The sequence below is a fragment of the Rhodococcus sp. DT1 genome (assembly GCF_049844875.1).
Lineage (GTDB): Bacteria > Actinomycetota > Actinomycetes > Mycobacteriales > Mycobacteriaceae > Rhodococcus.
Map to the genome: position 1 here is coordinate 232718 of NZ_JBNCLW010000006.1, position 19023 is coordinate 251740.

Below are 19023 nucleotides of genomic sequence, written 5' to 3' on the forward strand. Positions count from 1 at the left end.
CGCGACCCCGATTTCCGGCCCGCGATACTTACCTCAGAGTAAGTTCTCGGGCATGGCAACCTACCTGGTCACGGGTGGAACAGGATTTCTCGGTCGGCAGGTCCTCGCACGACTGCTCGCCACCCGGCCCGACGCCGAAGTGCATGTGCTGGTGCGACGGGGCTCCGTCACCAAGCTCGAGGCGCTCGCCGACTCCCTGCCGGGTGGCGCGCGGCTGCACGCCCTGATCGGAGACCTGACGGCGAGCGAGCTCGGCCTCGAACCGGGGACGATCCCGCAGGCCGATCACATTCTGCACCTCGGCGCGATCTACGACCTGACCGCCGGTGACGAGCAGACCGTCACCAATGTCGACGGCACCCACGCCGTGATCGCGCTGGCACGGCAACTCGACGCGACGTTGCATCATGTCTCGTCGATCGCGGTCGCCGGCGACCACCGCGGGACCTTCACCGAGAATGATTTCGACCTCGGGCAGCACTTCCCGACGCCATACCACCGCACCAAGTTCGAGGCCGAGAAGGCGGTGCGCGGAAGTGACATGCGCTGGCGCACCTACCGCCCGTCCGCGATCGTCGGCGATTCCGTCACCGGTGCGATCGACAAGATCGACGGGCCGTACTTCTTCTTCCCCGCACTGGCGCGACTCGGAGCGCTGCCCTCCGGGTTGCCCCTCGTCGTACCCGATCTGGGCGACACCAACCTGGTGCCCGTGGACTATGTCGCCGCTGCGATCGTCGAACTCGTGCATCGCCCGCACCTCGACGGCCGGGCCTTCCACCTCGTCGCTCCCCGGCCCCAACCGCTGCGTGAAGTCTTCGCCGCGTTCGCTTCCGCGGCGGGAGCCCCGCTTCCGGTCGCCACCGTTCCCGGCGGTTTCGTGCGCACGCTCTTGTCGTCGACAGCTTTGCCCGGGCTCGACGCTGTTCGCCGTTTCGCACTGCACCGTCTCGGCATCCCACCGGTGATGCTCGACCATCTCGCCCTGCCGACCGTGTTCGACGACGCGCGAACCCGGGAAGTGTTGCGCGACAGCGGTATCACGGTTCCGGATCTCTCGACGTACGCACCGTCGCTCTGGCGGTACTGGGAAGAGAATCTGGATCCGAACCGCGCGCGACGCGGGGACGGGCCCGGACCGCTTGCCGGCCGGAATGTAGTCATCACCGGCGCCTCGTCGGGGATCGGCCGAGCCGCCGCACTCGCAGTGGCACAGGAGGGGGCGCGGGTGATTCTCCTGGCTCGCCGCGACGAGGAACTCGCCGCCGTAGTCGCTCAGATCTGTGCCGGAGGCGGGCGGGGCCACGCCTACCCCTGCGATCTCACCGACCCAGACTCCGTCGAACACACCGTCGCGGCTATCCTCACGGACCACGGGCACGTGGACATGCTCGTCAACAATGCCGGTCGATCGATCCGTCGCGGGCTGTACGACTCGACGGACCGGATGCACGATTTCGAACGAACCATGGCGGTCAACTATTTCGGCGCAGTGCGTCTGGTGCTCGCGCTCCTTCCGCAGATGCGCCGGCGACGCTTCGGGCACATCGTGAACATCACCAGCGCGGGTGTGCCCGCCCGCACGCCTCGGTTCGCGGCCTACCTGGCCTCCAAATCAGCCCTCGAAGCATTTGCGGAGGTCGCCGCGGGAGAAACCCTGAGCGACGGAATCACCTTCACCACAGTCCGGATGCCGCTCGTGCGCACACCGATGATCGCGCCCACCGACGAGTACACCGACGCACCGGCGGCGAGCCCGGAGGCTGCGGCGGCGATGATCGTGCGCGCCCTGATCGAAAGACCCACGCGCATCGACGTCCCGGTCTCGACCCTCGCCGAGTTCGGTAGCCTCTTCGCCCCGTCGATCGCGAATCTCGTCCGATCCCGGTTGCATCACGCGTCATCGGATTCCGGTGCACCCGTTGGTGAGACCGAAGAACGGAAACCGACTCCACCCGCGCCTTTCGGCGTGCTTCCGGCACTGACCGGGGGCGCAACCTTGCGGCGGATCGGACGACTGCTGCCGGGCGTGCACTGGTAGAGACGAGCGGCCGACGAGCCCACCGCGCCTCCCGCCCCGATACTCCTCGGTGCGTTATCGCGTCTGTTCTTCGAAGTACTCGCGCTGAGCGGGGAAGTAGTCGTCGAAGGACCGCAACGGTGCCCCGGAGACCGACGCCACGAGTTGGTCCAGGTAGTACTCCCAGCCGGGACCGACATCACCGACTTCTGCCGCCGCGACGCGGTGGTGCACGAAGCGGATCTCGGATCGCTCCCCGTCTTCGGACAGTTCGAACGAGACGTCCCACGCGCCCTGCTCGGAGATCGTCCGGAGGCCGAGTCGATGTGGGGCATCGCATTCGGTGATCTCGACGTCCTCCCAGGGCGCACCTTCCTCGAAACCCATCTGCACCCTGATCGTTTCGCCGACGGCGCCGGTACCTTCCCATCGTCCGACCCACCGCGCGGTGCGCTCGGGTTCGGTGATGCTTGCCCAGGCGTCGTAGACAGAGCCGGGCAGTGTGCGCGTCACTACGAGGTCGAGCCCTTCGGAACCGTTCACGAGCTTTCCGGTCGGTTTCGGAGTCGTCATGCTCTCTTCCTTCCGTTCTCAAACTTCGGCATGTTCGATGCCGCCTTTCGTTCACGCCGGGTTCTCGCAACCTCGGTGGCCAAGGCATCGAACCGTTGCGGCAGAGCAGGCCCGATGAGCCTGTCGAGATAGTCGGCAACTTCCACCAGCGGCTCCGTACGGAGTGTGTAGATGCGCCGGCGACCGTCGACGGTCACCTCGACCACGCCACACTCGATCAGGACCCGGAGGTGTTTGCTGACGGCGGGCCGGCTGATCGCAAAGCGCTGCGCGATCCCCCCGGCCGACAGCGGTGCAGCGCGAAGCAACTCGAGAATCTCCCGGCGTACCGGGTCCGCTATCGCTCGCGCTCCCTCCACACCGGAAAGCGTAACCGATTGGCTACGCATTCGCGTGAGTTCGATAGATGCCGGCGCGGACTGCACATTCTCGCCCGCGTGGCCGGGATCAGCTCCGGTCGAACCTTCCACCGATCGGCGTCACCCGGGTAGCCACCACCGGATACACCGGTTTGGGTGCGGCACCGCAGCTCGCCGGCCGCGGCGGTAGGTCGCGTTTGTCCATCTCGACTCGCCATGCCCGGCCGTCGCGGTGACGCACGACCGGGACAGCGGCCTCATCGACGGTGAAGTCGTCGAGTTCGTCGGCGCCGGTGAGCGCGCGCACCGCGATCTCTGCAACCTGGCCCGACGCATCCCACGTGCTGCGTCCACGAAGACCCGGGAGATATACCCGGCCGGCTGTCGCGGCGCGCACTGCGTCTGCGCTCTGTGCGGCATCGAGGCGCCCATAGGTGTAACCGGTCGGCAGGAGAATCATCGACGGGGCGAAGCGATGTCCTCCGGTGTGAGAGCACTCCCACACCGCGTCACCGAATTCGGCGGCGAGCGCCGCAGCGACCGGACGGCCCAGCACCGCGCAGCATTGGTCCCGCTTGCCGTGGGCGCAGACGAGCACGACCGGTGCGTCGACCGGGGTGCCGAGACCGAGGGCGGGCCCGGCCACCACCTGCGGCACGATGTCGAGCAGTTCTGCCGGGTGTGTGATCTCGAGTCGCTCGCACCACGTAGCGCCCGGTTCGGTGCGTGCGAGCAGAACCGTCCGGGTCGCACGCACCACGTCGCGCCCCGGGCGGCGGATGAACATGAACCGGACCCCCGCCGCATCTGCGCGCGCCGAGAGTTCGGCAGCGAGTTCCGGGCCGAGTGCCGTGCCGTCGAGAACGTCCCGCCCCCAGCCCGAGGGGAACTCCAGGCACACGTACCCGGGCGCCGTTGCGGCGGTGCCGGGCAACGGCTCGTCGAGAGCGGACAGCGCGGAGCAGGTTGTCGCAGCGATCGTCACCGGTTCATTGTCGCCGCTCGGCCCATTCACGGAATCGGCGCCCTCGCGAGTTTCGCCGGTCAGCGCCGTTTTCCTCGTATCCGCCGCAGTCCGGCTCTCCCCCACACCCGTAGGAAACCTTGCGTCAGGTAGCCCAAGCAACCGAGGGCCAGCACCCATTTGGTGAGGCTGATCGTCGTCGCGGCACGAACGGTCGTGTCGTCGATGCGACTGCGATGGTCGAGCAGGTACAGCCCGGTAATGTTCTCTGCGTAATCCCCGGCCGCAGCGATCACAGGTGCGGCAGCGAGAAGCCTGCGCGTGCGGGGTGCCAGCGGGCGGTGGTGGTCGAGGGCACGGGCACCGTCCCGGAGCGCGATGGCGAACGTCAACGGATGCACCATGTCCCAGTAGTAGTGCTGCCGGTACCGGCTGATCTCGTCCGGACCCAGGTTGTCGAGGATCTTCCGATACTTGTCCGCCGAAAAGGTGGCCTGAATCGTGCCGACGGTAAGCGCGGTGGGGCCGAGGACGCGGCCCATGTTTGCCTGGGACGCCAGGAACAACAGCGACGATCCGATGAGCCGACGATCCGATTCGGTCAGTGCCATGCCCATGATGGTAGCGCCCACTTCCCGGGTGTCGGATTTGTGCGTTATGGTTTCCGCGCTACCGAACGTCTGGGGGGACGATGGCGGATACGATCAGGGCCGATATCGACGAATTATTCTCTTTGTCAACGGCTTTCCGAGGAATTGCACGGCGTATCGCCCGTATCGACACCCGCGCGATCTCGGCGGGGTCCGTTGAGGGATTTTCCGGCGGTGCTGCGATCGTCGAGGCACTTGCAGCAGTCGAGTCCGCGTCGCGACGCTCGGTCTCACTCCTCGCCGACCGTGCCTGGTCGACGTCCGACACCATCGACCTGGTCGCCGCGGACTACGAGAACACCGACGAGTACTTCGCCGCCGGATTGGCGCGGGCAGTTCCCGAGTGATCCCCACGATCACCGATGTTCGCAACTGGAAGCCCGCCGTCCTCCACGACAGAGCACAAGCCGTCGACACGGTTGCCGCACACCTCGACAGCGAGCGCGGCGCTCTGACGGACACCGCACTCACGCTGTGGCAGTCCTGGCATGGACGTGCAGCAGACGCGGCGGAGAAACACCTGGACAGGGAACGTCGCTCCGTCGTGGCGGTCGTCGAGCATCTGCGACATGTCGGGGACCAACTCCGCCGCGCCGATACCGCGCTCACCTGGTCGGTTCTGGCGGTGCGCAATGCAATCGCGAACGCCGAACGGGCAGGTTTCACTGTCGACGACAGCGGCGTGAAACCCCGCCGCCACGCGGACGACTCGGCCGCTGCAACCCAGGACGCTGCCGCCGAGCACGCCGAGTCGATCCGACGCGCACTGGCCACTCTCGGAGAACTGGACGATCACTACGCACACATCCTCCGGGAGATCGTTGCGGATCTCGCAGCGAGCACTCCGAAACCTGCGCCGCTCTCCCCTGACGAGGCGGTCCGCGACCGTTCCATACTCGACGACGGAAAACTCGACCGCGACGAGGTCGGGCGATTGCTGGCCAACCTGACCGCTGCCGGCCTCGACACCAACTCCCTCGCCGATCTCGCGGCGGGCAGACAGGTCACACACCTGCCCGCCGGGGCCATCCGATACCTCGAAGAGTTGTATCACCGGGGCGGAGTCGGACAATTCCTTCGCTTACAGAACGCGCTCGATGAGGACGGCAGCCCGCAGGCTGTTGCAGCGGGGCGGGCGCTGAGCGCCGGGATCCTCACCCTGTCGAACGAGAGCATCGTCGACGACGGCGGACACAGCGGCGGCTGGGACAGACTTCCGCCGGACGTGCGCGCCCTCGTGCAGTTGAATCCGGCCGACTCCGCACCGGCGACTCTCGACGACTACCTGCGCTCCCTCTCGCCGTTCGAGCGATCCCGGCTGGAAACCGATCCGGGCGCGGCCGCCCGCGCGCACGCCGAGATGCTGCGGGATCCGGGCAGCCACTACGCCCAGCGCCTCGGCGTCCAAAACGAGTTCTGGGGACGCGTAGCCGACTCCGACGGTATCCCCGGCACTCGACTCGGAATCGAACTCGTCGAATCCGCAGCGACACAGGTGGGCCTCTCCGACTCCACCGGCCGTTCCGCAATCGCCTCCGCGTCGTACGCGTTCCCGAACGGGCTCGGCGAAGCCATGCTCGACGTCGGCACCCGGAACAACGAAACCAACGCGCGGATCCTCACCGGCGACCTCGACGGCGACGGCAGTCCCGAGACACGACGCGACGCCGTCCTCACCCCGTTGTTCGTGCACGAGTGGGAGGACGACGGCGCGTCGCTCGGCCGGTTGACATCGTGGATGACGGAGGAGAGCCTCGCCGTGCAGGGACCCGGTGATGCCGGCTCTCTCGACACCGAACGCCGCGACCGCGCGGATCGAGCGGCTCTCGGCCTCGTGCAATACCTTTCGCACGGAGAGAACTACTCACGTTTCATGGACATGAGCGGGCCCGACACCTCGAGCCTCGGCGAGGTGAATCCTGCGCTGCTGCATGCGACGAGCCAGGGCCTCGTCGGGTACATCCCGCATCTCGCAGGCGTCGACACCGATAGCCGCGAGTGGGGTTACCGCGCAGCAGAATCCAGTGACGCCGGCGACAAGCGTTTCGCCCATGCTCAGCGTGTGTTCGCCCTCATGTCGACGGGAACCGACGCGAACACCACGTTCATGGGAGGTGCCCTCGCGTTCCACGAGACCTACGATCGCGCGTTCGTCCGCAGCCTCGTCGAGCCCGACAAGTGGGGTGAGATATCCCCCGACACGGCGGCCGCCGGAAATGCGGCCCACATCCAGGCTCTGGTCGATACCGGCATCTACGGCGCGGCCGTCGAACAGTCGCGGGACCAGGAGAACATCGCGAACACGGTTGCCGAACGCCGCAACCAGGCTTACGACACCGGCTACACGATGATGCGCAACGCGGTCGCGTCGTTCGTTCCCGCCAACTTCACGGTCGGCATGACCATGGACATGCTCAACCCGAGTGTTCGCGACACCTTCACGATTCCGGAATCACCGGCGGAAAATTTCGCGTTCACCATGAACGAGTCGCAGATAACCGCAGAAAACGATGTTCGGATCGCACGGTTGCTGGTCGGCACGGGATGGACGCCCCAGAGTCCTAGCGCGACAGACGATCTGACAGCGGCGGGCGTGCTGGCAGAAAACAGTACGCTCTCACCCGAACCCGATCCGCTGTCGAACCGAAGCCCTCAGAGCGTGCACGAACTCGTAAGGAATGCCGTGAAGACCGAGTTCGGATCTGACCGTTTGTATGGCTACACCGACGAATACCGACGGAGTTATCACGACGTCGCCCCTACCGTTCACTTCACTTCGACGAACTGAGAAGATGCGCCCAGCACTAGCAATACTCGCCGCGACCATGCTGGTTCTCTCGGCAGGGTGCGGCACACAGCAGACAGAACACGTCGATAACACGCCCGTGACCGAAACGCCACCACCCCACGAGTGGGTCGCAGTCGACGACGTGTCCGTCCGTTGGACCGCAGTTCCTGGCATCGACCTCGACGCTCCCGAACTCCTCGTCGCTCGAGCGTTCGGAGAATCCGAACTGTTCTACGAAATCACCGGCCGATTCGAATCAACCTACGAAGGCTTCGCCGAGGCAGTGCCGTATCCCATTGCCGATAATTGGCGAACCTATCCCCGCACAGGGACGGTGAACAACCACGTCATCGAGGCGCGCGCACTCCCGGATAAACTTGGCCGCCCGTCCTACCGGGTCATCTACTGCGCCGACGAGTCCGGTACGGCGGTGCCCATCGGCGACACTTGGAAAACGAGCAACTACACGAGCAGCCGTCCCCGCGTTCTGGCCATTACCCGCACCGGTTGGAATGTTCCGGCTCCTCAGGTGAACCTCGCGGTCCGCACTGTGCACCCGCCCTGGAATGTCTTCGAGGGCTGGGAGTTACGTCTCAGTACGAGCAAGGACAATGACTTCTTCTCCGCTAGTCGACCCGAGGATCGCGCGCTTCTCGATTACTGTCATCGCGGGTACCCACCCAGCAACGGAAACTTCCGCTACGGCGATATTCTCGACGCTCCTCCCGTTGCCCAGCCTTCCGTTCCCGGATGGCCACAGCGCGTCGATGGTCCCTGACAAGCAAAGCCCACAACGGGGCCCCACCAGTCATTTCACTCTTCGGACTGAGACGATGGGTCAGACGACAGCGATACTCGCCGCCGTTCGGTGCTTGTCGCCGGTCGGCTGGAGTTGAACGAGGATCATCCAGTTGCCCCCGGTTTCGATGTAGGTTGCCCGGACTCGGTAAAGCCCTGGATCGAGGGCGATGTGGAGCCTGTTGTCGAGTTCTATCTCAGTTCCCGCCCAGGCCGAGTCGAATAGCAAAACAGGCTCACGTATTTCCCAGACGAGGTCTTCGTCTGGCTCCCATGTGATGTGTTCTTGTAACGCTTGCCGCGCTGCGGCGACGAGTTCGTCTTCGGAGTCTGCGGCTAAGCATCGCAGGAACGTCCGCTCGGCGGGGAGATACGTCGTGCGAGCCGGTTCGTCTGCAAGGACCAATGCCTGCTGGGAGCCGATTGTGACCAGGCCGATGGATCGCTCAACCGAGCAGGCTCGGCCGTAGTCGCCCCATGTCTCTACGGGTCCCTCCATGTCGTCGTCTACGCCGCCCCAGTGACCAAGTTCTGATTCGGGGGCGACCAGAAAGGGGCCTCCAGCGGACCTGACCCATGTGTAAAGCATGACGGCTCACTTTCTTCGTTTGCCTATCGGTGATCACTGCTCTTCATTTGCTTCTTCGAACCGAGACGATGCGGCGGACAACAGCGACAATCGCCGCGACCCCAAGTACTTTCGGCAGGGTACGGCACCACGCCGACAAAACACTTCGACAGCGCGTCTGTGGTCGAGCCACCCCACCCCACCCTACGAATGGGTGGCAACCGAGGACGTTCCGGTCCTGTGGACGACGTTCCTGGCATCGCCTGGAGGCCCAGAACTTCTCGTTGTACGGGCGTTCGGAGAATCCCAACTGTTCCGTGAATTCACCTTCGCCGAGGCAGCGCCATATCTCCTCGCCATCCGTCCACCAACGACGATTTCCGCTACGGCGATATTCTCGACGCTCCTCCCGCTGTCCAGCTTTCCGCTCCCGGCTGGCCTCAGCGCGTCGATGGTCCGTGAAACGGATTGATAGATCAGATGTCGTAATCCACGACGACCGGTGCGTGATCACTCATCCGTCGATCCTCCGCGGGTTCCCGATCGGTGCCCGCAGCGACGGCGGTTCGGGCGAGGCCCGGGGTCGCAAGGTGGTAGTCGATCCGCCACCCGACGTCGCGCGTGAACGATCCGGGGATCCACGACCACCACGAGTACGGTCCGTCGACACCCGGGTAGTGCCGGCGGACGACGTCGACGAGGGTGCGCGGCGAGAGTAGTGAATCGAGCCATTCACGTTCCTCGGGGAGGAACCCCTCGGCCTGATTGCTGCGCCGCCAGTTCCGGACGTCGTAGCGGGTGTGTGCGATGTTGAGGTCGCCCATCAGCAGCAGTTCTCTGCCCTGCGCGCGTGCCGCGCGACGCGACCTCCCCAGTTGTCGTGCGAATGCGTCCAGAAAACGCATCTTGCGCGCGTACCGGACGCCGCCGTCGGGTTCGTCCCGCATGCGGCCAGGCTTCTGCAGGTGCGCCGGGACGCCACCTTTCGGCAGATACAGCGACGCGACAGTGATCGGCGCATCTGCGAGATCGACTTCGATGTAGCGGCCTTCGTCTGCGAATTCTTTCAGTCCGCGCGCCAACGGCACTCGCTCGAGTTCGATCGGCTCGCTGTGATCTTCACCGGGTGCCCGCACCAAAGCCCTACCGCTCCATGTGCGCACCGCCGCGGGAGGATGCATCGTCAGGATCCCCACACCGTTGCGGCCCGGGAGTACTCCCTCTTCGTAACTGAAGTGGTATTTGCCGAATACTCCGGGCGGAACCGCCGCGGCAGGAGCACGCACCTCTTGCAGTGCAACCACGTCGGGCTGGCGCTCACGTAGCCACTCTTCGAATCCGCGGCGCTGTGCCGCACGGATTCCGTTGATGTTGAAGGTCGCGATACGCACGGAGTACCAGTGTAGGGACCGAAGGTCAGTCCATGAGGAACGGCAGGACCGCGGCCGCGAAATCTCCGGCGCGATCGCGGTGGATGCTGTGGCCGCACCCGATCTCCCGCGCCGTTCCGTCCGGTAGCGACGACAGCGCCGCAGCGAGCAGCGTCGGGTCGACCATACTGCCGCGGCGGACGCCACGCAGCAACAGGGTCGACGATCGGACGTGTGAAAGTTGCTCCCACCACAAAGGATTCGGGGTATGGAATTGGCTCACCACGGTCTCGGTCATCGACCGATCGAAAGTGAAGAGGGCGCGCGGATTGAGGATCATGCTGCTGGTGGCATGCCACAGTTCGGCGGGCGTCGGACGGCCGGCGGGAATCTGCGGAACCGGATCACCCGCTCTCAAGGGCAACGGGGCTTCCTCGAGTACCAGCCGCCGGATGAGCTCCGGGTGCCGCTGTGCGATCAACGAGCCGGTGTGTCCCCCGAGTGAGTGGCCGACCAGATCGATCGTGTCGAATCCCAGGTGGGTACACACACCCGCGACATCTGCGGCGAAATCGTCGAACCTATACGACTGCGCGCGACCGCTTCGGCCGTGGCCGCGCAGATCGACAGCGACGACACGTCGCCCCGCCTTTGCCAGAATCCGGGAGAAACGCGCCCACGTGCGACCGTCACCGCCGAGTCCGTGCACCAGCACGACCGGCACCGGGTGCGCGCGACCGGTCGGCGCGGTCTCGCGGTACGAGACCACGACACCGTTCGGTTCGGCCGTACGCACGAGACTGTCCACGACCGCCGAGCCTACTCAGTCGTAGACGCCCTCCACCCGCCAGCCGTCCGCGCCGTAGATGACGAGCAGTGCACGCGAGCCGTCGAGCAGCACCTGGAGCCGGGCGACGTGCCGAGCCGACGCCGGATCCCACCAGTACTCGTCCACCGGCCACGGGCCCGCCCATCCGATCACCGTCCAGCTGCGACTTCCCCATCGCAACCGGGCCGGCCGCCCGTCGAGCACACCCCGTTCCGTGACGGTCACCGGCGCACCGGACTCGTCGTCCAGTGCCACGACGGGCGGTTCGTGCAGGACCATGGCGGGCGCGGGCGGGGGGAGCCGACCGGGCCAGGGAGCGTCCGGGTCGGACGCCGGCACCGCTTCGTCCCCCACGGGCACGAGGACGACGCGTTCGCCCGGTCCGCGACCGCCGCTGAGCACTCCCATCTGCACCGCATCGCCGCCGAGAAGCCCTTGGACGCGGACCAGCGCTCGTCTGGCCCGTTCGTCCTCGTCTCCTACCCCACCCCACAATCCCAATTGCAACGCACCCGAGGCCACCACTTCCACCGGTTCCAGACGCAGCATCACGATCCCCGCAGTGGGGCGGGAAACGCTGCGGCCGGTGAGCCATCCGTCGAGTTGCCAGCGCACCCGATCGGCGGTCCCGTCCGGAGTCAACGGTTCGGCGCAGCGCCAGGTCCGGGAGTGCTCCTCGCCGTTTCCGGTGCGCGCGGCGACAAGCAATCGCGTGCATGCCACCCCCGCCGCGGCAAGGCGGACATGCAGTAGCCCGGCCAGCGTGCGACCGGCGAACGCGGCCGCGTCCACCCGATCGATCGGCGGATCGCACGGATATTCCACCACCAGGTCGGGAGGGATCGCCCGGCCCGACGGTGGGCGTTCCGGCAAGCCTCGCGCACTCCGGTGCGCGGCGACCGCATCGGAACCGAACCTGGAGGCCACTTCGGCCGGGGTCAGTGCGGCGAACGTTCCGATCGTGCGCATTCCCAGCCGACGCAGCAGGTCCACCGTTTCCGTACGCTCGGGAGCTGCCAGTGCCGGTTCCACCGCCAGTTCCGAAATGGGCAGGGGCGCCAGGAATCCGGCACCGGCACCGACGGGAACGAGGGTGCCGCGCCGGGCCGCGAGCACCGCGGTGGACAACTCGTCGGCGATGCCGACCTGGCACTCGACTCCGACTGCGGCAACGGCGTCGACCAAGCTTTCCGCTGCCGTCTCCTCCGAGCCGAACCATCGGACGACACCGCGAGCAGCCAGCACCACCAGACCGGAGCGCAGCACCTCCACCCCCGGAGCGACCGCATCGATCGCGGACACCACCGACTCGAACCGGATTGCATCACGGTCGGGGTCCGACTGTGCCACATACAGTTCCGGGCATCGTGCTTGTGCTTCCCGACGGCGCAGGCCGCGTCGTACCCCCGCGGCGCGTGCGGTAGCAGAACATGCAATCACCCGATTGGCAGCGACCACCGCGATCGGGGTGGTCGCGGGCAGTTCTGCGGACGCCGCGGCCGCCACCGCCGGCCAGTCCGGGCACCACACCGCGACCACCCGAGCCGGAGCTTGCGCGGGCACGTTCATTGCGCCACCCGCCCGGCACCGCCACCGATGCGACGGGGTCCACCGGGCTCCCACAGCACTCTGCTGCGCTCGGCACACACATCGATCTGGGTGGTGCGTGGAGGAAAAGCCCGCCCGTGCGCCCGTACCGACAGTCGCGTTCCGCACAGCCTCCCGAGGCCGGGCCCGTCCACTCCGTCATAACCACTGACCTGCGCCTCGAGCCGGACCTGTGCCCCCTCCCATCTCCCGTCGGTGACGATCAGGACAGCCCCTTTGCTCCGGGCCCTGGCCGCGACAGCACGTGCCCGGGTCGGCGGGACGGAGGCACCGCCCAGTCCGAGGACGACGAGATCCATCCCATCGAGAAGCACCGCCGCAACCTCGACGGGATCGGGCCCGGGATCCGGAACCATCGCGAGACGTTGCAGATGCGCTCCCATTTCCGCCGCAGCGAGCAATCCCAGCCGCCGCTGACCGATCACCGCGGCGTGCCCCCCGGAGGAGGTCACGGAGGCCAGCACCCCCAGCAACAGGGAGGCCGCACCGGAAACCGAGACGACAGTGCCGCGGACGAGACCACCGTGCGGCAGCAACTCGGCGAGCGGCCCGGGTACCGGAAGCACTCCACGGGACGGGACCTCGGCAGGCTCCGCCACCGGTGTCGGGCGGGAAACCTCACCGCGCGAGGGGACAGCGGCGATCCGTCGTCGCAGCGCCTCTATCTGCTGCGCCCGCTCCAGGCCTGCTTCTTCGTCACCGATCGGAAATTCGGCTACCTCGCCCACCTTGCACCCCTGTCATCCGCCCGCCGCGTTGCACACGACCGGCCGACCACGGGGAAGACGTGGCCCAGCGCGAATTCGTATTCGAACATTCATTCGAACCATTTCAGTAGACCCGATGCGCTCGCTCGCCGTCAAGTGAGCGACCGGCCACACCTCGCAGTCTCGCCTCCGGCGGCCCCGACCCCATCGATTACCCTTGGCAAGGTGGTCGATCAGGACAGAGCAGGACGAGTCGTCGGCCCGGACCACTTGGTGGCCGGGCGGTATCGACTCGATTCCAAGCTCGGCGGTGGCGGCATGGGAGCCGTCTGGCTCGCCCGCGACACCAGACTCGGCCGCAACGTAGCTGTCAAGCAGGTGATCTCCACCGCCGACCTCGACCACGCCGAAGCCGAGGAGATCCGCCGCCGGGCACTACGCGAAGGCCGGGTCGCGGCCCAGCTCACGCACGAACATGCCATCTCCATGTACGACGTCGCTCTGCATTACGGTGAGCCGTGGCTCGTCATGGAGCATCTGCCCTCTCGGAGCCTGGCGCAGGTGATGAACGCTGTCGACACGCTGCCGCCGTACATCGTGGCCCAGATCGGGGCGAACGTCGCCGACGCTCTCACCGCCGCACATGCTGCCGGCATCGTTCACCGCGACGTCAAACCCGGCAACATCCTGATCGCCGAGCGGGGCGAGATCTCCGGCGTCGTGAAGATCAGCGACTTCGGCATCGCGCGGGTCAAGGGCGACAACGACCCGGCAGGCGTGATCATCGGAACGCCCGCGTATTTTGCCCCCGAGGTCGCACGCGGCAACGACCCGACCGAGGCCAGCGACGTCTTCTCACTCGGCGCGACTCTCTACACCGCCATCGAGGGGCAGCCGCCGTTCGGTTTCGAGGCCGACTCGATCGCTCTGCTGCACCGGGTTGCCCGCGCCGAGATCATCATGCCCACGAACACGGGCCCCCTCACCGACATCCTCCTGTCGATGCTCGAGCCGGACCCTGCCCGTCGGCCGACGATGGCCCAGGCCCGCGACCTGCTCGCCGCGGTCACGCTCGGTCCCGGGGGCACGGCCGCACAACTCCGCGGACGACCCATCGTGTCGGAGGACGGGACCGTTCCCTCCTGGGCACAGCGCGCGACCCCTCTCGCGGAGCCTCTCCGCGGTCGGGGGTCGTTCGTCGACCGGCCGCTCGGCGAGATACCGCCCGGGCACAAGACGCAGGGACCGTCGCCGAGCAGGAGAAGTTCGCCTCCTTCCGGGCTGCTGGACCGCCTCCTTCCGAACGGCCCGGTACCCGACTCACTGCAGGACAAGGTCGTCGCCTACGCACCGCTGGCGATGGCAGCCATGGTCGCGCTGCTGGTCGCAGCGCTCGTGGCCGCCCTCGTCATCAGCTTTCTCGTGACCTGACCTTTCCCGATTCCGCGTAGGCGAAATCTGCGGTCCGCCCGGCAATGTCGGACGGGTATGTGACGATCCGGCTCCCACCCCACAGCAGAGGGAGCAGACCGTGAGCACTCCACCAGCGGATCCGACCATGACAGCGATCACCGACGCCGTGACTCTGGCTCGCGCGGGACGCGCCTCCGACGCTCGTGTTGCGCTCGAAGAACTGTGGGCCGGGATCGGCCCCGGAGGCGACCCGCTCCATCGCTGCACCCTCGCCCACTATCTGGCCGACCTGTACGACGACGCGGCAGCCTCACTGGAATGGGACATCAGGGCACTGGCCGCCGCCGACGATATGGACGACCGACGCGTCCGAGAACACCACGAGTCCCTCCGCATCCGCGGCTTCTACCCGTCGCTGCACCTCAACCTCGCCGACGACTACCGGCGCCTCGGCGACTTCGACTCGGCCGCCGGTCATCTCGCGGCCGCCCGGGACTGCGCCGATGCCCTCGCCGACGACGGCTACGGAGCGGGTGTCCTAGGCGGAATCGACAACGTGGCCGCAGCGATCGCCGCGAGGACTACGGAGCGCCTGGCGACACACTGAGGGCCGGTCAATCGATGCGGCGCCGGTGTGCCCATCGCGTCAGCGCATTGCGATTGGACTGCTGGGTCTTGCGAAGCACGTTCGACGCGTGGGTTTCGACCGTCTTCACCGAGATCACCAGTTCTTCGGCGATCTCGCGGTAGGTGTAACCGCGGGCGAGCAATCGCAGTACTTCGAGTTCCCGCGGCGTCAGGGAGTCCAACTCGGGATCGAGCGGGGGTTCCGGCGCGGAAGACCTGCCGGTGAACGAGTCGAGCACGAAACCCGCAAGCCGCGGGCTGAATACCGCGTCTCCCCCTGCCACCCGGCGTACCGCGTCGGCAAGGTCGGGTCCCGAGATGGTCTTGGTGACGTATCCGCGCGCGCCGGCACGGATGACGGCGATGACATCTTCGGCTGCGTCCGACACGCTCAGCGCGAGACACACCGGACCGTCGGTGATGCGGTTGAGCACGGCCACTCCGCCACCGTCGGGCATGTGCACGTCGAGGAGCACGACGTCGGGCCGCGAAGTCTCGATACCGGCGACGGCCTCACCGACACCGCCGGCCTCCCCCACGATGTCCATGTCGTGTTCGCGCCCCAGCTCGGTGCGGACACCCGACCGGAACACCGCGTGGTCGTCGACCAGGAAGACGCGGAAACGGCGGACGTGCTCGGAAACCTCGGACGCTGTCACCGGGGTCGAAATCACTGCGTCTGCTCCTCGGGGTGGGGGTCGGTCACCTCCCACTCTAAGGTCGTCTCCTCGCTCTGCTCGCGTCCGGCGCGCGGCATGTGGATGCGAATTTCGGTGCCTTTGCCCGGATTCGACTTCACCACCGTCCGTCCGCCGCGGCGTTCGATACGGGTGCGGATCGAACGAGCAAGTCCCTGGCGATCTCCGGGCACCGCATCGGGATCGAATCCCACGCCGCGGTCGCGGACGAACACACTGATCTGGTCCGGTTCGACTTCTGCGAACAGATCGACGTTGTCGACCTGCGCGTGCTTGGCAGCGTTGACGAGTGCTTCGCGCGTGGCGCCGAGAACGGCGGTGACAGCTTCGGGCGACATGTCGTCGTCCGGTGCCACGTCGCCGACGATGACGGGCACGACCGACACTCCGTGCTGATCCTCGACCTCGCCCGCGATCGTCCGCAGTGCTTCTGCGAGGGAAGTCCGCGGCGACTCGTCTCCACCGAACAGCCAGCGTCGTAGTTCGCGTTCCTGGCTGCGCGCGAGCCGAAGGACTTCTTGCTGATCGGCAGCCTGCTTCTGGATGAGGGCGAGGGTCTGCAATACGGAATCGTGCAGGTGGGACGCAATTTCTTCGCGCTCCTCGTTCCGGACGCGCGCAGCACGCTCGGATTCGAGCGCCCGCCACATCCGGATCCACAGCGGTACGGACAGCAACGCGGCACCGATCAGGGTCACCACCACCGCCAGGAGCGAGGACCGCAATGCCGCCACGTCGACCTGGGCGAGGACTATCACTCCCAGTCCCGTGACCACGAGCGTGAGACCACCGAGGACGCGGGCCCACGTGAGCACCGTCGGCCTGGCCGGCAGACCGAAGACCGATCTCGGTCCTTCCGCGTCGAATTCTCGCCACACCAGGGCCGCGCCCACCGCGACCACCAGAACCGGCGTGATGACCGAGGCCGCTCCCCCGCTGAAAAGCCACGACAGGCCCACAGCGAGGGCAATTCCCATGACCGCCAGCCCCACCGCGCGTCGACGTTCCCCCGGCTCGGGGCGGGTACTGTCCGATCCCGGCGGCACGAACATCCACAACAATCCGTATGCGACGATGCCGACGCCGCCGAGGGCGGCCAGGATCGTGAACGCGACCCGCACCTTGGTGACGTCGATTCCGAGGTGATCCGCCAGTCCACCGGCGACGCCGCCCACGACACGTCCGCCCACCCGTCGCTCGAGGCGCGGGACGGGGAGGGGTGATCCGGCTACAGGCTGCACGTATCGATACTGACACGGTTGCACCCAGTACGGCATCGGGGACGGACCCTGATGTCAGGGTGTTCCGCGGCGCCGGAAATCAGGGTTTCTCCCCGATGTGCCCGATGCTGCTTCACGACAGGATGGTGCCATGACCACGAGGAGCTTCCCCGAGCAACTGTCGGATATGTGGCGCACCCGCCCGGTGCGCCTGCCGGAACAGGGACATGTCGCCGGTGTGTGCACGGGGATCGGAATGCGCTACGGCGTCGACCCGGTGCTCATCCGCGTCGCCTTCACCGTATCGGCGATCTTCGGTGGCGCCGGAATCGTGCTGTACCTGGCAGCGTGGGTGTTGTTCACGCGCCGCGGCGATCAGGTGTCGCCACTCGAATCCCTGATGGGACGGGGGAACAGTTCGGATTCGTCCACCAAGGTGATCGTCATCCTGGTGGCCCTCGCGATCGCGGCGAGCGCTGTAGGCCCGGTCGGAGCCGGCTTCGGAGGTTCCGGATTCATCGGTGCGTTCCTGATGCTCGGCGGCTGGTGGTTGCTGTACCAGCGCCAGCCGGAACCTCCGGTGGGATTCCTCCCGCCGGAAGGAGGATTCACCGCTGACCCGTCCGCATCTCCGGAGCAGCCCTTCCAGCAGGGCATCTTCTCGCACGGAATGTTCATGCACCAGATGTTCACGCGGAACGCGTTCGGGCAGACGACCACCTCGACTCCGCCCCCCAGCGGATTGGCCCCCGGCGACCCCGGCTATCTGACAGGCACGCCGGAGGCGACGGCGGGCACGACGCAGGAGGGAACCACGCCGATGAGCACGCCGTCCGGCACGCCGAACCTTCGTAAGGAACCGGACCCCGGAGCGCCGACGAAGGACTCCTCGCCGGCTGCGCCGGGTCCGCCGGCATGGGATCCCCTCGGCGTCGCGCCGTTCGCGTGGGATCTTCCCGCACCGGCACCTGCCCGTGATCTCGTTCCCACCGGAAAGAGGCGCTCGCGCCTGACCACCACCGTTCTCGGACTTGCGGTGCTCGCTGCGGCAGCCGCAGGAGCGGTCGCCGTGGCCGGCGATGTCGCGTGGATGACACCGGCCCGGGTCGGCGCGATCGCACTCGCGGTCATCGGCGCCGGCATGATCGTGGGTGCGTTCCTGCATCGCGGGCACGGACTGCTGGTCGTCACCGGACCGCTGCTCGGCTTCGTGGTCCTGGCCTCGATCATCGGTCCGATGGATCATTCGAATTGGGGGAATCGCCACTGGGCGCCGACCTCGGCGGCAGAACTCCAGCCCGCCTACGCGTCCCATTTCGGTGAGATGACACTCGATCTGCGAAACCTCGAGCTCACCGAGGACTACACGGTCGACGTCGACGGCAGCTTCGGCAACGTCGAGGTGCTGCTGCCCGAGAATCTCGATGTCCGCACGACGTGTTCGGTCGACGCCGGCGAGATCACGCAATGCCCCGAGCCCGGCCTCGACGGAGGGCGTGACGGCGAAAAGGGGCCGGTCCTGACCTTGGACGCGGCTGTCGACTTCGGAAACCTGGAGGTGCATCGTGGCTGAGTACGACACCGCATTCGATACCGGATCCGCGCAGGAAGGCCGGTGCCGGCGCGGCCCCTCGATCCTGCTCCTGCTCTCCGGCGTCGTCGCGCTTCTGGTCAGCGCGTGGGCACTCGTCGGACCGTTCTCCGTGGATTTCCTCACCACGTTCGACGGGGGATGGATTCTGGTCGGGGTAGCCGTCGTGATCGGTGCCGTGCTGGTGTTCCTGCCGAACAGGCGCTCCAAGTAGACGCGGCACCGACACCGACGCATCCC

General features: G+C 66.9%; 19 protein-coding genes. 8 read left to right on the forward strand and 11 right to left on the reverse strand.

The window, feature by feature from the left end:
• Positions 1-52 precede the first annotated feature (52 nt).
• Positions 53-2041 (forward strand): SDR family oxidoreductase, encoded by a 1989-nt coding sequence (locus ACLQ3J_RS17105; RefSeq protein WP_425903981.1) that lies wholly within the window; start codon positions 53-55, stop codon positions 2039-2041.
• Between the two features lie 54 nt (positions 2042-2095).
• Here ACLQ3J_RS17105 and ACLQ3J_RS17110 read toward each other — a convergent pair whose 3' ends face one another.
• From ACLQ3J_RS17110 to ACLQ3J_RS17125, 4 genes are all read right to left on the reverse strand, one after another.
• Positions 2096-2593: an SRPBCC family protein gene (locus ACLQ3J_RS17110; protein ID WP_169619903.1), complete on the reverse strand. Its 498-nt coding sequence runs from the start codon at positions 2591-2593 to the stop codon at positions 2096-2098.
• Positions 2590-2952, reverse strand: a complete 363-nt coding sequence (locus ACLQ3J_RS17115) for an ArsR/SmtB family transcription factor (protein ID WP_296551385.1) — start codon at positions 2950-2952, stop codon at positions 2590-2592. Before ACLQ3J_RS17115 ends, ACLQ3J_RS17110 begins: the two co-directional genes overlap by 4 nt.
• An 88-nt stretch (positions 2953-3040) precedes the next feature.
• Positions 3041-3937, reverse strand: coding sequence for a sucrase ferredoxin (locus ACLQ3J_RS17120; RefSeq protein ID WP_425903983.1), 897 nt, complete (start codon positions 3935-3937; stop codon positions 3041-3043).
• A gap of 59 nt (positions 3938-3996) precedes the next feature.
• Positions 3997-4527, reverse strand: coding sequence for a hypothetical protein (locus ACLQ3J_RS17125; RefSeq protein ID WP_422423324.1), 531 nt, complete (start codon positions 4525-4527; stop codon positions 3997-3999).
• A 122-nt stretch (positions 4528-4649) separates the two neighbouring features.
• Between ACLQ3J_RS17125 and ACLQ3J_RS17130 the strand changes: the two genes are divergently transcribed.
• From ACLQ3J_RS17130 to ACLQ3J_RS17140, 3 genes are read left to right on the forward strand one after another with little or no spacing between them, the layout of a single operon-like run.
• Positions 4650-4913, forward strand: a complete 264-nt coding sequence (locus ACLQ3J_RS17130; RefSeq protein WP_425903985.1) for a hypothetical protein — start codon at positions 4650-4652, stop codon at positions 4911-4913.
• Positions 4910-7354 (forward strand): WXG100 family type VII secretion target, encoded by a 2445-nt coding sequence (locus tag ACLQ3J_RS17135; protein WP_169619908.1) that lies wholly within the window; start codon positions 4910-4912, stop codon positions 7352-7354. Before ACLQ3J_RS17130 ends, ACLQ3J_RS17135 begins: the two co-directional genes overlap by 4 nt.
• 37 nt (positions 7355-7391) lie before the next feature.
• Complete coding sequence (locus ACLQ3J_RS17140) at positions 7392-8132, forward strand: hypothetical protein (RefSeq protein ID WP_378527681.1); 741 nt, start codon at positions 7392-7394, stop codon at positions 8130-8132.
• A gap of 60 nt (positions 8133-8192) precedes the next feature.
• Here the strand turns inward: ACLQ3J_RS17140 and ACLQ3J_RS17145 are convergent, their stop codons facing one another.
• The 5 genes from ACLQ3J_RS17145 to ACLQ3J_RS17165 all read right to left on the reverse strand — a co-directional run bounded on the left by ACLQ3J_RS17145 (position 8193) and on the right by ACLQ3J_RS17165 (position 13255).
• Positions 8193-8741 carry an Imm21 family immunity protein gene (locus tag ACLQ3J_RS17145; protein WP_169619910.1) on the reverse strand — a complete coding sequence of 183 codons (549 nt, stop codon included), beginning with the start codon at positions 8739-8741 and terminating at the stop codon, positions 8193-8195.
• Positions 8742-9196: 455 nt separating this feature from the next.
• The gene (locus ACLQ3J_RS17150; RefSeq protein WP_422423329.1) at positions 9197-10111 is read right to left on the reverse strand and encodes an exodeoxyribonuclease III; all 915 of its coding nucleotides are present in this window, start codon (positions 10109-10111) and stop codon (positions 9197-9199) included.
• A 25-nt stretch (positions 10112-10136) separates the two neighbouring features.
• Positions 10137-10898: an alpha/beta fold hydrolase gene (locus tag ACLQ3J_RS17155; protein ID WP_296551775.1), complete on the reverse strand. Its 762-nt coding sequence runs from the start codon at positions 10896-10898 to the stop codon at positions 10137-10139.
• 15 nt (positions 10899-10913) lie between these two features.
• Positions 10914-12488 (reverse strand): DNA polymerase Y family protein, encoded by a 1575-nt coding sequence (locus ACLQ3J_RS17160; protein WP_425903987.1) that lies wholly within the window; start codon positions 12486-12488, stop codon positions 10914-10916.
• Positions 12485-13255: a hypothetical protein gene (locus tag ACLQ3J_RS17165; protein ID WP_169651638.1), complete on the reverse strand. Its 771-nt coding sequence runs from the start codon at positions 13253-13255 to the stop codon at positions 12485-12487. Before ACLQ3J_RS17165 ends, ACLQ3J_RS17160 begins: the two co-directional genes overlap by 4 nt.
• Positions 13256-13459: 204 nt before the next feature.
• Between ACLQ3J_RS17165 and ACLQ3J_RS17170 the strand changes: the two genes are divergently transcribed.
• Complete coding sequence (locus ACLQ3J_RS17170; RefSeq protein ID WP_169619915.1) at positions 13460-14665, forward strand: serine/threonine-protein kinase; 1206 nt, start codon at positions 13460-13462, stop codon at positions 14663-14665.
• 100 nt (positions 14666-14765) lie between these two features.
• Complete coding sequence (locus ACLQ3J_RS17175) at positions 14766-15254, forward strand: hypothetical protein (RefSeq protein WP_296551773.1); 489 nt, start codon at positions 14766-14768, stop codon at positions 15252-15254.
• Between the two features lie 7 nt (positions 15255-15261).
• On the opposite strand, the gene ACLQ3J_RS17180 is transcribed toward ACLQ3J_RS17175, so the two are convergent.
• On the reverse strand, positions 15262-15948 hold the full coding sequence (locus ACLQ3J_RS17180) for a response regulator (protein ID WP_169619916.1): 687 nt from the start codon (positions 15946-15948) through the stop codon (positions 15262-15264).
• Entirely contained in the window at positions 15945-17213 is a 1269-nt protein-coding gene (locus ACLQ3J_RS17185; protein WP_296551772.1) for an ATP-binding protein, read from the reverse strand. Before ACLQ3J_RS17185 ends, ACLQ3J_RS17180 begins: the two co-directional genes overlap by 4 nt.
• Before the next feature lie 130 nt (positions 17214-17343).
• On the opposite strand from ACLQ3J_RS17185, the gene ACLQ3J_RS17190 reads away from it, so the two are divergent.
• Positions 17344-18765: a PspC domain-containing protein gene (locus ACLQ3J_RS17190; protein WP_169619918.1), complete on the forward strand. Its 1422-nt coding sequence runs from the start codon at positions 17344-17346 to the stop codon at positions 18763-18765.
• Positions 18758-18997 carry a hypothetical protein gene (locus ACLQ3J_RS17195; RefSeq protein ID WP_169619919.1) on the forward strand — a complete coding sequence of 80 codons (240 nt, stop codon included), beginning with the start codon at positions 18758-18760 and terminating at the stop codon, positions 18995-18997. Before ACLQ3J_RS17190 ends, ACLQ3J_RS17195 begins: the two co-directional genes overlap by 8 nt.
• Positions 18998-19023: the final 26 nt, after the last annotated feature.